The 15,079-nt window shown below is 59.2% G+C and carries 14 protein-coding genes; all 14 read left to right on the top strand.

Translation table 11 applies throughout. The features are described 5' to 3' along the window. Positions 1-16: 16 nt before the first annotated feature. The 14 genes from H8K03_06885 (at position 17) to H8K03_06820 (ending at position 15,073) form a co-directional block, all read left to right on the top strand. A complete protein-coding gene (locus tag H8K03_06885) occupies positions 17-1,015 on the top strand; it encodes a thiamine pyrophosphate-dependent dehydrogenase E1 component subunit alpha (GenBank protein ID UVT21621.1) in 999 nt (332 codons plus the stop codon). Between the two features lie 27 nt (positions 1,016-1,042). Beyond that, positions 1,043-2,038 carry an alpha-ketoacid dehydrogenase subunit beta gene (locus H8K03_06880; GenBank protein UVT22398.1) on the top strand — a complete coding sequence of 332 codons (996 nt, stop codon included), beginning with the start codon at positions 1,043-1,045 and terminating at the stop codon, positions 2,036-2,038. 118 nt (positions 2,039-2,156) lie between these two features. Continuing rightward, positions 2,157-3,281, top strand: coding sequence for a 2-oxo acid dehydrogenase subunit E2 (locus H8K03_06875; protein ID UVT22397.1), 1,125 nt, complete (start codon positions 2,157-2,159; stop codon positions 3,279-3,281). After that, entirely contained in the window at positions 3,278-4,462 is a 1,185-nt protein-coding gene (locus H8K03_06870) for a thiolase family protein (GenBank protein UVT21620.1), read from the top strand. The genes H8K03_06875 and H8K03_06870 overlap by 4 nt, the downstream gene beginning before the upstream one ends. Positions 4,463-4,481: 19 nt before the next feature. Beyond that, a complete protein-coding gene (locus H8K03_06865) occupies positions 4,482-5,381 on the top strand; it encodes a 3-hydroxybutyryl-CoA dehydrogenase (GenBank protein UVT21619.1) in 900 nt (299 codons plus the stop codon). 40 nt (positions 5,382-5,421) lie between these two features. Then, positions 5,422-7,017 (top strand): methylmalonyl-CoA mutase family protein, encoded by a 1,596-nt coding sequence (locus tag H8K03_06860; GenBank protein UVT21618.1) that lies wholly within the window; start codon positions 5,422-5,424, stop codon positions 7,015-7,017. Between the two features lie 216 nt (positions 7,018-7,233). Next, positions 7,234-8,076 (top strand): MBL fold metallo-hydrolase, encoded by an 843-nt coding sequence (locus H8K03_06855; protein UVT21617.1) that lies wholly within the window; start codon positions 7,234-7,236, stop codon positions 8,074-8,076. Then, positions 8,073-8,480, top strand: a complete 408-nt coding sequence (locus H8K03_06850) for a cobalamin B12-binding domain-containing protein (protein ID UVT21616.1) — start codon at positions 8,073-8,075, stop codon at positions 8,478-8,480. Before H8K03_06855 ends, H8K03_06850 begins: the two co-directional genes overlap by 4 nt. Positions 8,481-8,486: 6 nt before the next feature. Then, positions 8,487-10,091: a methylcrotonoyl-CoA carboxylase gene (locus H8K03_06845; GenBank protein ID UVT21615.1), complete on the top strand. Its 1,605-nt coding sequence runs from the start codon at positions 8,487-8,489 to the stop codon at positions 10,089-10,091. A 7-nt stretch (positions 10,092-10,098) separates the two neighbouring features. Next, the gene (locus H8K03_06840) at positions 10,099-10,953 is read left to right on the top strand and encodes an enoyl-CoA hydratase/isomerase family protein (protein ID UVT21614.1); all 855 of its coding nucleotides are present in this window, start codon (positions 10,099-10,101) and stop codon (positions 10,951-10,953) included. After that, positions 10,931-11,875, top strand: coding sequence for a hydroxymethylglutaryl-CoA lyase (locus H8K03_06835; protein ID UVT21613.1), 945 nt, complete (start codon positions 10,931-10,933; stop codon positions 11,873-11,875). The genes H8K03_06840 and H8K03_06835 overlap by 23 nt, the downstream gene beginning before the upstream one ends. Beyond that, positions 11,872-12,690 carry a methylmalonyl Co-A mutase-associated GTPase MeaB gene (meaB, locus tag H8K03_06830; protein ID UVT21612.1) on the top strand — a complete coding sequence of 273 codons (819 nt, stop codon included), beginning with the start codon at positions 11,872-11,874 and terminating at the stop codon, positions 12,688-12,690. The genes H8K03_06835 and meaB overlap by 4 nt, the downstream gene beginning before the upstream one ends. A gap of 98 nt (positions 12,691-12,788) precedes the next feature. Further along, entirely contained in the window at positions 12,789-13,562 is a 774-nt protein-coding gene (locus tag H8K03_06825) for an enoyl-CoA hydratase/isomerase family protein (GenBank protein ID UVT21611.1), read from the top strand. Between the two features lie 107 nt (positions 13,563-13,669). Then, on the top strand, positions 13,670-15,073 hold the full coding sequence (locus H8K03_06820) for an MmgE/PrpD family protein (GenBank protein ID UVT21610.1): 1,404 nt from the start codon (positions 13,670-13,672) through the stop codon (positions 15,071-15,073). The last annotated feature ends 6 nt before the right edge of the window (positions 15,074-15,079 follow it).

Below are 15,079 nucleotides of genomic sequence, written 5' to 3'. Positions count from 1 at the left end.
TGGTTTGGAGGTGGTCATGGACTGTGCAGTCATCGCCAAAGAGATCAAGCGAGACGATCTGCTCCAGATGTACTACTACCTGAGGCTTACCAGAGCGCTGGAGGATAGGATTACAGCGCTTTACCGGCAGGGACGCATTGTCGGCGGAGTCTATACGAGTCACGGAATGGAGGCGATTGCGGTCGGCTATGCCTCCGCGTTGGAACGCGACGATATCATCGCTCCCTTTCACCGGGACATGGGCGCCTTCCTCATTCGAGGCTTCACGCCGGGCGAAGTTCTCGCCCAGTACCTTGGAAAAAGGACCGGTCCGACCAAAGGGAAAGATGGGAACGTGCACATGGGCGACCTGAAGCGGGGAGTCTTCGGATTCGTCAGTCATCTCGCGGACAATCTACCCGTGGCGGCCGGTGCGGCGCTGGCATTCAAGATCAGAGGAGAATCTCGCGTCGCCTTTGCGGGAACCGGTGACGGTGGATCAAGCAGAGGCGATTTTCACGAAGCCATGAACTTCGCAGCGGTACGAAAGCTCCCCGTCGTGTTCTTCTGTAACAACAACCAATACGCATACTCCACCCCGCTTCGTCTGCAGATGGCGGTCGCGGACGTCGTCGATCGAGCCAAGGCGTACGGCATGCCGGGCGAGATCGTGGACGGCAACGATGTCGCCGCGGTCTATGTGGCGGCAAAACAGGCGATCGCGAGAGCCCGCGCAGGGGAAGGACCGACCTTTCTGGAGTTCAAAACGATGCGGATGCACGGCCATTCCGAGCATGATCCAGCCAAATATGTCCCGCGCGAGTTGCTGGAGGAGTGGAAGATGAAAGATCCGATACTGAAAGCGGAGCAGCTGCTCCAATCGCTTGGGTATGGCGAGGAGAGGTATTTTCAGGAAGTCGTCGACCGTGTGAAGCGGGAAGTCGAAGCCGGTGTGGAATTCGCTCAACAGAGCCCGCTGCCCGAAGGACCGGAAGTATTGATAGGCGTGTTCGCGGACAGCGCCGACAGTCATTAGTTGTCGGCCCGGAAGGAGCCTCCGATGATGACGACCACGACGCAAGCTGCCGGAGAAGTGAGTTACTTGGAAGCGATCTCACAAGCCTTGGACGAAGAAATGGCCCGGGATGAGCGGGTATTTCTGATGGGTGAAGATATCGGGGCTTACGGAGGCGCGTTCAAAATCACCGAAGGCTTTCTCGAAAAATACGGAGAATGGCGGGTGTTAGATACGCCGTTGTGCGAATCCGGTTTTGTCGGCGCCGCCATTGGGGCGGCGATGATGGGGCTGCGTCCGGTTGTGGAGATGCAGTTCGCCGACTTTATTTCATGCGCGTTTGATCAGATCACTGAGGTGGCGGCGAAGAATCACTATCGGTGGGGAGCCGCGGTGCCCATGGTTATTCGGGCGCCGTTCGGCGGCGGTGTTCACGGCGGGCCGTTCCATTCTGAATGTCCGGAAGGCTGGTTCTTCCACTCCCCGGGACTCAAGTTGGTCGCCCCGTCCACACCGTACGACGCGAAGGGGCTCCTCAAGGCGGCGATTCGCGACCCCAACCCGGTGATCTACTTCGAGCACAAGTTTCTGTACCGACGCATCAAGTCTTCGCTCCCGGAGGAGGATTATATCGTCCCGCTGGGAAAGGCCGATATCAAGCGGACCGGCAACGACATCTCGGTCATTACCTACGGCGCGATGGTCCATCTCGCGCTCGAGGCCGCTCAGACCTTGGCTCATGAAGGAATCGATCTGGAAGTGGTCGACTTGCGCACGCTGATTCCCCTCGACAAGGAAGCCATTTATTCGTCGGTGAGCAAGACCAGTAAAGCCATTGTTCTACATGAGGACAACAAGACCGGCGGCGTCGGGGCCGAAATCGCGGCGCTGTTGGCGGAGGACTGTTTCGACTGTTTGGATGGGCCGATTGTTCGTATTGCGCCGCCTGACACGCCGGTGCCGTTCAGCACGCCGCTGGAGGAATTTTTCCTTCCGAAGGCGAGCGACGTCGTTGCCGCTGCACGGAGATTGGCGGCGTATTGAGGCACGCCGTCGGTCCGGCGTGGTGCGCCGGGGGAAGAACAAGCAGAAGAGGTCATGCGTTCGACTCATGAGTGACGAGTGACGTCTGGCGAGGTGCCGAGTGCCCATCGACATCATCATGCCTCAGCTTGGAGAGAGCATCGCCGAGGGAACGGTGATCAGGTGGTTTGTTCCGGTCGGAGGGACGATTCAGAAAGACGAATCGCTCTTGGAAGTCGAAACCGAAAAAGTCACATTGGAAATTCCTTCGCCCGCCACCGGCCGGCTCAACGAGATTATCGTTCATGAGGGCGAGACTGTCCCCGTGGGAACGTTGCTGGCGCATATCGACAGTCTTCCGCCTTCGGAAGTCGTCAATCGAGTTGGAGGAGTCGTTGTCCGTCCTATGGCGCCGGCCTCGGCGGGAGACCAACACCATTCTCCGGCGGTTCGGCAGTTGGCAAGGGAGCATGGAATCGATCTTTCGCGGGTGAAGGGAACCGGGGCAGGCGGCCGAGTGACCAAGAAGGATCTACTCGACTTTCTCGCCGGGAACGGAGCGCCGCCTAAGGTCGCCCCTGCAGGCGGCGAGTCATCCATGGGCGAAGATATTCGCCCGTTGACGCAGATGCGCAAGACCATCGCGGATCGGATGGTCAAGAGCAAGCACACCTCCGCGCATGTCACCACCTTTTTCGAAGCCGATTTTTCGCAGATTGCAAAATTCCGAGAAGGGCGACAACTCACGTATCTCCCGTTTGTCGTCCGAGCCGTGACCAAAGCCATCCGAGATGTCCCGATTGTGAACTCGTCATGGGGAGAGCAAGGGATCGTGGTCAAGAAAGATATCCACATGGGGATCGCCACGGCGATTGAGGAAGGACTGCTGGTCCCGATCGTGCGGTACGCGGATCGAAAAGGGCTGACGCTGCTGGCAAAGGAAATCGGGGATCTCGCTGAGCGGGCTAAGTCCAAGAAATTGAGCCCTGAAGAGGTTCAAGGCGGGACGTTTACGATTACGAACCATGGCGGATTCGGCAGCTTGTTCAGTACGCCGATCATCTATCAGCCGCAGATCGCCATTCTGGGCGTCGGCGCAATCCAGAAACGGGCCGTCGTCATCGATGATGCCATCGCTATTCGACGGATGGGCTACCTCAGTCTGTCATTCGATCACCGCGTCATCGATGGCGCGACCGCGGATCGATTCATGGCCAAGGTCAGGCACTATGTCGAACAGAGTCGTTGGGAGCAGGTCTTATGAACCGGAGACCACGAGCAGTGATCGTCAGCGCCGCGCGGACGCCGATGGGAAGTTTCAACGGCCTGTTCAGCCAGGTGCCGGCGACGAAACTGGGCAGTTCGGCCATTGTCGAAGCGTTGAAGCGTGTTCAACTGCCGCCGGAACGCGTGGACCAAGTCTATATGGGGTGTGTTCTCGGCGCCGGTTTGGGACAAGCGCCGGCACGGCAGGCATCCATCGGGGCTGGAGTTCCGAATTCGATCGGAGCAACGACCGTCAACAAAGTCTGCGGGTCAAGCATTCAGACGGTAATCATGGCATCCCAGGCCATTGCCCTTGGAGAAGCGAACATTGTCGTGGCAGGGGGAATGGAAAACATGACCCGCGCGCCATATTTGCTGGAGAAGGCTCGGCAAGGATATCGCCTGGGACATGCGGAATTGGTCGACAGTCTCGTCAAAGACGGACTGTGGGACGTCTACAACAATTTCCATATGGGCAACGGAGGCGAGCTCTGTGCCGCCAAATATCGATTGACGAGAAGAGAACTGGACGACTTCGCGCTCGAGAGCTATCGGCGCGCGCGCGAGGCGATCGCCACCGGAACCTTTCAACAGGAAATTGTGCCGATCGAAGTGCCGCAGCGTAAGGGACCGGCGATGACGGTTGCGGAGGACGAGGAACCGAATCGAGTGGATCTCAGCAAGATGCGTGAGCTGAAGCCGGTATTCCAGGACAACGGCGTCCTGACTGTCGGCAATTCCCCTGCCTGTAACGACGGCGCAGCCGCGCTGGTCGTCATGGCGGAGGAGGAGGCTGCGCGTCTCGGGCTCGCTCCGATGGCCCGGATTGTCGGATATGCCGGAGCAGCGCTGGCGCCGGAATGGTTTACGATTGCGCCCATTCATGCGATTCGACGGGTACTCAAGCAGACGGACATGACGATCGGAGACATCGATCTGTTCGAAATCAACGAAGCGTTCTCAGCCGTCTCTCTCGCGATCAATCGGGAATTGGGACTCGATGAGAAGAAGGTGAATGTGAACGGTGGGGCGGTCGCGCTCGGCCACCCCATCGGGGCAACCGGAGCGCGCATCCTCACGACACTGGTTCATGCCATGGCCGCGCGGGGAGCGAGACGCGGTTTGGCTGCTCTCTGTATCGGCGGCGGGGAAGCGTTGGCGATGATCGTAGAACGATAGCAATCATCAATGGTGAATCGTGAAGCTCGTTGATATCAAGACCATCGGCGTGGTCGGAGCCGGCCAAATGGGCTGCGGCATCAGCCAGGTATGCGCCACCGCCGGTTATGACGTGCTCCTCGTCGACGTCGCCGAGCCGCCGTTATCTGAGGCCGTCTCAAAAATACGCGACGGGTTGGAACGCGCAGTCGAGCGAGGCAGTCTTACCAATCATCAAGCGCTAGAGGCGTTGGAACTCATTCATCCATCGACGCAGCGCGGTCGCTTGCGAGACACGCAGTTGGTCATTGAAGCGGTCCCGGAGAATCCACTGCTGAAGCGGGAACTCTTTGCCGAGTTGAACCGGATCTGCGCGCCGCAGGTGGTCCTTGCGAGCAATACCTCGTCTATTTCGATCACGAAGTTGGGAGCCGCATCCGGCAGGCCGGACCGCGTCATCGGTATGCATTTCATGAATCCTGCACCCGTGATGCGGCTCGTGGAAGTCGTGCGCGGACTGGAAACTTCCGAACGAACGACCGAACTCGCGCTGGACTTGGCCAAGCGCTTAGGGAAGACGCCGGTTGTGGCGAAGGATGCGCCGGGATTTATCGTGAACCGTGTGCTGATGCCCATGATCAATGAGGCCGTGTTCGCATTGGAAGAAGGTGTGGCCTCCGCAGAAGACATTGACTGGGCCATGACGACGGGCGCCAATCATCCCGTGGGGCCATTGGCGCTTGCCGACCGTATCGGCCTGGATACGGTGCTGGCCATCTGTCATGTCTTGTATCAAGACTTGGGTGATCCAAAATTTCACCCGTGCCCCTTGTTGAGTCGGTATGTCGAAGCGGGCTGGCTGGGGCGGAAAAGCGGCCGCGGGTTTTATGTCTACGAAGGGAGGCACGAACGGCAAGAAGCAGTAAGCAGGAAGTCCTGATCTAGGGCCTCGGTTCTTCATCACGATCCGGAGCAGGTCGATGCAAGAGCGCAAACCGCGATTTCCCTCCCTCTCAGGCTTCGATACCAGCCGTGTGTATACACGCAACGATCTGAAGGACTGGTCCCCGGACGAAGAGCTCGGCGCGCCGGGTGAATTTCCATACACCCGAGGCGTGTATCCGACCATGTACCGCGGTCGGCTGTGGACGATGCGCCAATTCGCCGGGTTCGGATCGGCCGAGGATACCAACCGCCGCTTCAAGTATCTCCTCCAACATGGCCAAACCGGACTGAGTGTGGCCTTTGACATGCCGACCCTGATGGGGATCGATGCGGATGCCCCCCTCGCGCACGGCGAGATCGGCCATTGCGGCGTCTCGATCTCGTCGATCGACGATATGGAACGGCTCTTCGACGGGATTCCGCTTGACCAGGTCACTACCTCGATGACGATCAATGGCCCGGCCGCCGTGATCTTCGCGATGTATCTCGCGGTGGCGGAGAAGCGCGGTATCCGTCCTGAACAGCTGGACGGCACGTTGCAGAACGATATTCTGAAAGAATACATCGCTCAGAAAGAGTGGCTCTTTCCTCCGGAACCTTCACTCCGCCTGATCACCGACACCATCGCATTCTGTGTCGAGCACGTGCCCAAATGGCATCCCGTCAGCATCAGCGGGTATCACATCCGGGAAGCAGGCTCGACTGCCGTACAGGAACTGGCCTTCACTCTTTACGACGGCTTGACCTACGTGGAGGCGGCGGTGAAAGCCGGTCTCCCGGTGGACCGATTCGCTCCACAGCTCTCATTCTTCTTCAACGCACACAACGATTTCTTCGAAGAGATCGCCAAGTTCCGGGCGGCCCGTCGACTGTGGGCCCGCGAAGTGACGCGACGCTACCGGCCGAACGATCCGCGTTCGGCGCAGCTCCGCTGCCACGCGCAGACCGCCGGCTGTTCCCTTACCGGCCAACAGCCCATGAACAACGTGGTTCGCACGACGATCCAGGCCCTCGCGGCCGTCTTGGGCGGCACGCAGTCCCTCCATACCAATTCGATGGACGAAACGCTCGCGCTGCCGACCGAGGGCGCGGTGAAACTGGCATTGCGTACGCAGCAGATCATCGCGCAGGAGAGCGAAGTCACCAATAGCATCGATCCTCTCGGCGGTTCCTATTATGTCGAGAGCCTCACGAATCGCCTCGAAGAGAAGGCCTTGGATTACTTCCGTCGCTTGGACGACATGGGCGGCATGGTCAGGGCGATCGAGCAGGGTTTCCCGCAGCGTGAAATCCTCGATGCCTCGCAACGGTACCAGCGAGAGTTGGAACGGAACGAGCGGATCGTCGTCGGCGTCAATGAGTACGTGGAATCAGAGGAACGTTCGATCCCGATCCTCAAGATAGGGCCGGAGGTCGAGCGTGAACAGGCGGCGTGTCTGTCGGACCTGCGCAAGTGTCGCGATTCCTTCAGGATGGCCGGCACCGTCGAGGCACTGCAGGAAGCAGCTTCATGCGGCGAGAACGTGATGCCGTATCTCCTTGAGGCAGTGAAAGCCAAGGCGACGTTGGGTGAGATCTGCATGGCCTTGAAGGAAGTGTTCGGAACGTATCGGGAGCCGGTGGTGTTGTAGGAGGGCCTCGGCTTGGGAAGGGTAGGCCACTCCGGCTTCGCCATAATGCGATGAGCAAGGCAGGCAATTGGAGATCTGAGTGTTGGCCGCTCGCCTTACCGGACGAGAAGAACGGCGGAGCGGCACCCTTAGAGCATTTGGAAATGGCAGCAGGCGCTATGGCGAAAGCCTTCATGCCCGTACCCTTCCAGCCGAGGCCCAGAGGGAGAGGGAAGAATGAAGCTCGGGGCGTTTGATATTTACCCGGTGAGTGACGGCCGGTTTCGGCTGGACGGTGGGGCGATGTTTGGCGTCGTGCCGAAACCCTTGTGGGAGAAATGTTGTGATGCCGACGAATTGAATCGGATCACCCTCAGTCTCACTGCATTGCTGATCCGGGCGAACGGCAAGAATATTCTGGTCGATACCGGGTTAGGGCCTAAGGAGGATCAGAAATTTCACCGCATGTTCGCCGTCGAGCGAACTCCGACGATCCTCCAATCGTTGAAGCGGTTAGGACTGGGAGCGGAGGACATTCATCTGGTCATCAATACACATCTGCATTTCGACCATGCCGGGGGAAATACGATAAGAGAAGGAGACGGAGGCGTTCGGCCGGCCTTTCCCAAGGCGCGCTACCTGATTCAACGGGGCGAGTTTGAAGACGCGGCTCGGGCCAATGAACGAACCAAGGCCAGTTACCGTCCGGATAACTTTGCGCCGATCGACCGGATCGATCAGTGGGAATTCCTCCGCGGCGATACGGAGGTGGTTCCGGGTGTCACCGCGGTCGTCACCTCCGGCCATACGCGCTGTCATCAGAGCGTCAAGATCGAATCGGAAGGGGAAACGGCGTTCTTTCTCGGCGACCTGATTCCGACCGTGTCGCATCTGCCGCTTCCCTACATCATGGGCTACGATCTCTTTCCACTCCAGACCCTGGAGACCAAGCGCTGGGTGTTGGATCGGGCATTCGAAGAGCGATGGATGCTGCTCTTCGAGCATGATCCTCTGGTTCAAGCCGGGTATGTTCGAAAGGATCAGGAAGGCAAGTATTTTCTGCGGGAGGTGGCGGCATGACTGTAGCGAGCACTCCTCTTCGCGTTCTCATCGGCAAAGTCGGCTTGGATGGCCATGACCGGGGTGTGAAACTCATCGCACGCGCGCTACGAGACGCCGGGATGGAAGTCATCTATACCGGGCTGCATCAGTCGCCGGAGCAGGTGGTCAGTACGGCGATTCAGGAGGATGTGGATGCGATCGGTTTAAGCGTTCTTTCAGGCGCGCACAATACGCTGTTCCGACGCGTCCTCGAACTGCTCAAGGAGCAGGATGCAGAGGACATCGCCTTGTTCGGCGGCGGTATCATTCCCGATGAAGACGTTCCGTCGCTCACAGCGGCGGGGGTGAAGGCCCTGTTTAGGCCGGGGGTGCCCATTCAGGAAGTCGTGAATTTCGTCAAAGGGCTCAAAATACCGCGCTGAGGTTCTATGCGTACGTTGACAACGTCAGTAGTCGCCACAAGCAGTGAATTTGCCGCGAATCGAGCCCACTATGAGGGCCTGATAGCCGATCTCCAGAAACATCTCGCCCTCGCACAAGCCGGAGGGCCGCCTGAGGCGGTCGCGTTGCATCAACAACGAGGCAAATTGACTGCGCGTGAGCGGATTGCCGCGTTGCTCGATCCCGACAGTCATTGGTTGGAGCTCAGTCCCTTGGCGGCATCGGGGATGTACGACGATCATATTCCGGCTGCCGGTTTGATCGCAGGCATCGGCTATGTGTCGAAACGGCCATGTGTCATCGCCGCCAACGATGCGACGGTCAAAGGCGGAACCTATTTCCCCATGACGATCAAGAAACATCTCAGGGCTCAGGAGATCGCCCTGGAAAATCGATTACCCACGATCTATTTGGTGGATTCAGGTGGAGTGTTCCTGCCGATGCAAGCCGATGTCTTCGCCGACAAGGAACACTTCGGACGGATCTTTTACAACCAGGCGCGCTTGTCCGCCCTCGGTATTCCTCAAATCGCCGTCGTCATGGGAATGTGCACCGCCGGGGGCGCTTATGTGCCGGCCATGTGCGATGAAAACGTGATCGTCAAAGGGACCGGTACCATTTATCTCGCGGGGCCGCCGCTGGTCAAAGCGGCGACCGGCGAGGAGGTCACCGCCGAAGAACTCGGCGGCGCAGATCTCCATACAAGACTCTCGGGCGTCAGCGATCACCTCGCCGACGATGACCATGAGGCGCTCGAGATCTGCCGGTCGATCGTCGATACCCTCCCTCGCCGGCAGATCGTTCGCCGGCCGGCCACAGTCGAGGAGCCGCGTTATCCCGCCAGCGAACTCTATGGGTTCATTCCGAACAATCCGCGGCAGACCTTCGACTCCCATGAAGTTATTGCGCGCTTGGTCGACGGCAGTCGATTTCACGAGTTTAAGGCGCGTTATGGTCGGACACTGACGTGTGGCTTTGCACGCTGGATGGGGCATCAGGTCGGTATCGTCGCGAACAACGGCGTGCTCCTCTCCGAAGCGGCCTTGAAAGGCGCGCACTTCGTGCAGCTGTGTGCCCAAAGACGGCTGCCGCTCGTGTTTCTACAAAACATCACCGGCTTCATGGTCGGGAAGGACTATGAGTCACGGGGGATCATCAAGGACGGCGCCAAGATGGTGCAGGCAGTGGCGGCCGCCGATGTCCCAAAGTTCACGATTATTATCGGCGCCTCCCACGGCGCCGGGAACTACGCCATGTGCGGACGCGCCTATGCTCCGCGGTTTCTCTTCTTGTGGCCCAACGCTCGGACGTCGGTGATGGGCGCGCAACAGGCGGCCCAGGTACTCTTGACGGTGAAACAACAACAGCGAGCCCGTGACAAGGCCGCCTTGCCGGAAGACGAGCGGCGAAAAATCACGGATTCCATACGGGCGCAGTATGAACGGGAAGGCAGTGCCTATTTCAGCACCGCTCGGCTCTGGGATGACGGGATTATCGATCCCCTTGAGACCCGCCGGGTTCTGGGTCTGTGCCTTGATGTCGCGATGACTACGCCCGTCCGTCCGTCACACTTCCCGGTATTCCGTATGTGAGGCGCCGATGAAGAAGTTTGTCTCGATCATGGTCGAATCGCACGAAGGCTGGGCGCGTGTGACTTTGAATCGGCCCGACCGGCGGAACGCGTTCGATGCCCTCATGGTGGGGGAACTGTGCGAAGCCTTTTCCTCGTTGGGCCAGGACTCGTTGGTCCGGGCAATTGTGCTGGCCGGGAACGGCTCTGCGTTTTGCGCCGGTGCAGACATCGATTGGTTGGGAGCGGGAGGTGCGGTGTCGGCCTTTCAAGCGCGGAAGGATGCTGAACAACTCATGGAAATGTTACGCACCATTGACGAATGTCCGTGCCCGGTGATCGGACGGATTCAAGGTGCGGCGTTCGGAGGCGGTATCGGGCTGGTCGCATCCTGCGACATCGCCGTTGCGGCTGAAGAAGCGACCTTTGCGCTCAGCGAGGTTCGTTTGGGGATGGTGTCGGGGGTGATTGCGCCGCTCCTTCTTCGGAAGACGGGAGAGGCCTTTGCGAGAAGATTCTGCCTGACCGGAGAAATATTTCCCGCCTCGGCCGCCAAACAGTACAACCTCGTTCACGACGTCGTTGCGACGGACAAACTCGAATCCCGCACCGCTGAGTTGGTACATGCAGTCGCAGGCCTTGCGCCGCAAGCGGTACGGGATACCAAGGCTCTGTTCCGCCGATTTCGCACGGCTTCGGACGATGAGCGATGGCACGCGGGTGTCAAAGCCAACGTCCGTGCCCGTTTGTCGGCCGAGGCACGAGAAGGATTTCAGGCCTTTCTTGAAAAGCGCCGTCCTGTCTGGCCGGCGCTGTCGGCAAACCAGAGCAAGAAATCTTCCTCAAAAGGGCAACCGAACGATGTCGAAGCAAGAAGAGCATAGCACGGCTTTACGGCCGATCCGTATCATCGAGGTCGGTCCACGGGACGGACTCCAGAATGAGAGAAACATCGTTTCGACCGAGGACAAGGTGTCGTTCGTGGATGCTCTGTCCCGGACCGGTGTGGCGGAGATCGAAGCGGGGTCCTTCGTGTCAGCTCACATGATCCCGCAGTTGGCGGATTCCGATGAGGTATTCCGAAAGATCAACCGGAAACCCGGCGTTGTGTATTCGGCGCTGGTGCCGAACGAGCGGGGATTGGAGCGAGCGCGGGCGGCGGCGGTCACTAAGATTGCCGTCTTTACCGCAGCCTCCGATACCTTCACCCGAAGAAATATCAACTGCACGATAAGCGAGTCGATCAAACGGTTCAAGCCGGTGGTATTCGGCGCGAAACAGGATGGCATCATCGTGCGTGGGTACATTTCTACCGTGACACACTGCCCCTTCGAGGGGCCTGTCCCGCCATCGCAGGTTCTTCATGTGGCGCGACAGTTGCTCGACCTCGGAATCGATGAAATCTCCCTGGGGGAGACTGTCGGGAAGGCCGCTCCCCGCGACATTCGGCGACTGTTGGATCACATAGTGCCGCGCATCGAACGAAGCCGTCTCTCGCTTCATGTTCACGACACCTGCGGTATGGCCGTGGCCAATGTCCTGACGGCGTGGGCCGACTACAGTATCGAGGCGTTTGATACGGCTGCCGGAGGGCTGGGCGGATGTCCCTATGCCCCGGGTGCGTTGGGAAATGTCGCCACCGAAGATGTGGTCTACGCACTGAAAGCATCGGGAGCTTCTCTTTCCGTGGATGAGCGGGAAGTCATTGCGGCTGCGAGCGAGCTCGGTAAAATTCTGCGCCGTCCGCTTTCGTCTCGCTTGTCGCGTGTGCAGGTAGAACAAACGGCCTACGAAGGTGTGGCATGAGTGTGTCGAGTCCACGCCTGTCCGTGCCCGGTATCCACGGCGTGGCGACCTTGGTTGAGCAGGTCAGAGCCGGGAATATTCGTGCCGTGTCACGCCTGATCACCTTGCTGGAAGATCACGTGGACGACAGAGCGGCGTTGCCGTTCCTAAACGGCTCACCGGGAAGCGCCGCGGTAATCGGAGTCACGGGGTACCCCGGAGCCGGGAAAAGCACCGTTGTCGACCGTTTGGTAAGCGTGTATCGGCGGAGCGGTCTGAAAGTCGGCGTGCTGGCGGTCGATATCAGCAGTCCCGTCACGGGAGGCGCACTATTGGGTGACCGTATCAGAATGCAGGGACATGCGCTGGATCGGGGAGTCTATATTCGCAGTATGGCGACCCGAGGGCACTACGGAGGACTAGCCAGAGCAACCCGTGATGCTACGCGGGTGCTGGAAGAGGCGGGATATGCGGTCATCTTGATCGAGACCATTGGAGTCGGCCAGAACGAAGTCGACATTGTCGATCTGGCACAGACGGTGGTAGCAGTCGTCGCACCGGGGTTGGGGGACGAGGTTCAAGCGATGAAGGCCGGGTTGTTGGAAGTCGCACATATCGTCGTGGTCAACAAAGGCGATCTCCCGGGCGCGGACACCACATTGCGGGACTTGCGGGAATGGTGTCCCAGGGTATTGCGAACCGTCGCGACGACAGGCGAGGGGATTCCGGAACTTGCCGCCGCGATCATTGATGATCCCAGGCTCCGTGATGTTTTGCATGTCGGTGCAACTCAGAACCGCTTGTTCCGTTCGAATCGCACGGACGGAGAGAGATAGGGAAAAGGAAAAGTCGATGGGGTGTATCCGGCGGCAACAATGAAGATGGCGACGCCCGATGAGCAGCCGGCACAAACGAAGCGTGGTATGGAGGATTTATGCCGCATCAATTATTGACGATCTCCCACCATGTCGCACGAATTACCCTCCATAATCCGCCGGCCAACGTGCTCAATCTTTCCGTGATCAAGGAGCTCGAACATGTCCTGAACGAATTGGAGGAAGACGAGTACGTCCGCGCGGTGATTGTGACAGGCACGGGACGGTTCTTCTGCGCCGGGGCCGATATCAACGAACTGGCTCACCTCAATACCGTGCATGGCGGGTCGGAATTTGCCGTTCGTGGACAGTCGCTGCTGAACCGTATCGAACGATCGGACAAGCCGGTGCTCGCCGCGATCAACGGAACGTGTGTCGGCGGAGGTCTCGAGCTGGCCTTGGCCTGCCATATTCGGGTAGCGGTGGCAGGAGCGGTGTTGGGATTGCCCGAGATCAAACTTAGTCTCATTCCTGGTTTCGGCGGCACGCAACGGTTGCCGCGAATTGTCGGTCCCTCCAAGGCCGTCGAGATGATCCTGACGGGAGAAAGCCTATCCGCTGAGGAAGCGCAACGAATCGGTCTGCTGAATCGAGTGGTCCCGTCACAGGAGCTATTCACGCATGTAGAAGCGATTGCCGCCTCCATCGCGACGTGCGGGAAAACTGCGGTCGAATCCGCGCTGCATGCGATCAGAGGAGGAATCGATATCCCCTTGTCGGAGGGACTGGCGAGAGAAGCGGAACTATTCGGCCGATTGTGTGTGACTTCCGACAAGCAGGAAGCCATTCGGGCGTTTCTCGACAAACGACCGTCGAAGGTTGCGAGCGCATGAAGCACGTCGATCGAACACGCAGACAACAGGGTCGTATCATGACCGCAGCCGTCTCCACGAACCGCGGATGACGTTGGTCGATTGACGTTCGGGTTGCGAGGTACAGAATGCTTGCCGATCGTCTCGCTCGGTACGGCCGGTCGTTGCGTTACGGCGATCTACCGCATGCCGTCGTGCACGAAGCCAAACGGCGCGTGCTCGACAGTCTAGGCTGCGCGCTCGGGGCCTGGAATGCGTCGCCCTGCCGTATCGCCCGCCGAATAGCACGAAGCGTCAAGGTGCCGCAGGGTGCCACGCTGTGGGGCACGCATCACAAGACTCTTCCCGACCTCGCCACCTTTGCCAATGGCGGGCTCGTCCGGTATCTCGATTTCAATGACACATATCTCTCGAAAGAGCCGGCGCACCCGTCCGACAATATTCCGGCCATTGTCGCGGTCGGCGAAGCCGTTCATGCCTCCGGCAAGCAGGTGATTGAAGCCATCGCGCTTACCTATGAAATTCAGTGTCGCTTCTGTGACGCGGCAGCGCTCCGCCCCCGTGGCTGGGATCACGTGACCTACGGCCCGTTTTCCTCCGCGATCGGCGCTGCGAAGCTCATGAAGCTTTCATCCGCGCAGACCGTCCAGGCCGTCAACCTGGCGGGTGCCGCGAATGTGGCGCTACGGCAGACGAGGGTTGGGGATCTGTCTATGTGGAAGGCGTGCGCATTCTCGAACGCCGCTCGCAACGGCGTGTTTGCCGCCGGGCTGGCGCAGCAGGGAATGACCGGGCCGTCGCCGATCTTTGAAGGAGAAAAGGGCTTCATGAAATTGGTGTCGGGACCGTTCGAGCTGGCAGCGTTCGCTGCGGAAGCAGGGCCGACCTTCGCCTTGGGGGATAATCAGCCTTCTCGATTCAAGATTCTGGACACCTATATCAAGCGATACCCGGTCGAGTATCACGCTCAGACTGCGGTGGAGGCTGCCTCGGCACTTCATGCCGATTTGATCGAGGCGGAAGGAGTTCACGCAATCGAACATCTAGCGGATATCGAAGTCGGGAGTTACGAGGTGGCCATCGAAATCATCGGGCGCGATCCTGAGAAATGGCAGCCGACCACGAGGGAAACGGCCGATCACAGTTTCCCTTACTGCGTTGCGACGGCATTACGCGACGGCCGCGTGACGCTGCAGTCATTCGGCGCAAAGCGATTACGGGATTCAGCCCTGCAGGATTTGATGAAGAAAACCCGTGTCGTCCGGCAACCCGAGTTCGTGGAGTGCTATCCCGAGAGTATGCCGACCAGAATCACAGTCAGAACCGACGCTGGGAAAACGTACATGCGACAGGTCGAGCTGCCGGTTGGACATCCCGGCAATCCGATGTCGGATCGAGACCTGGAAGTGAAAGTTCGCCGGCTGGCTGCCGGCCGACTGAGTGGTCCGCGCATCGATCGGCTGATTGAATTCGTGTGGCAGCTTGATCGGGTTCGAGACATCGGCGCGCTCATGCCGTTCTTGAGGATATGAGTTGGG

This window comes from Nitrospira sp., assembly GCA_024760545.1.
Taxonomy (GTDB): Bacteria; Nitrospirota; Nitrospiria; order Nitrospirales; family Nitrospiraceae; genus Nitrospira_D.
The sequence above is the reverse complement of the archived record's forward strand: the minus strand, read 5'-3'. Positions and strand labels throughout refer to the sequence as shown.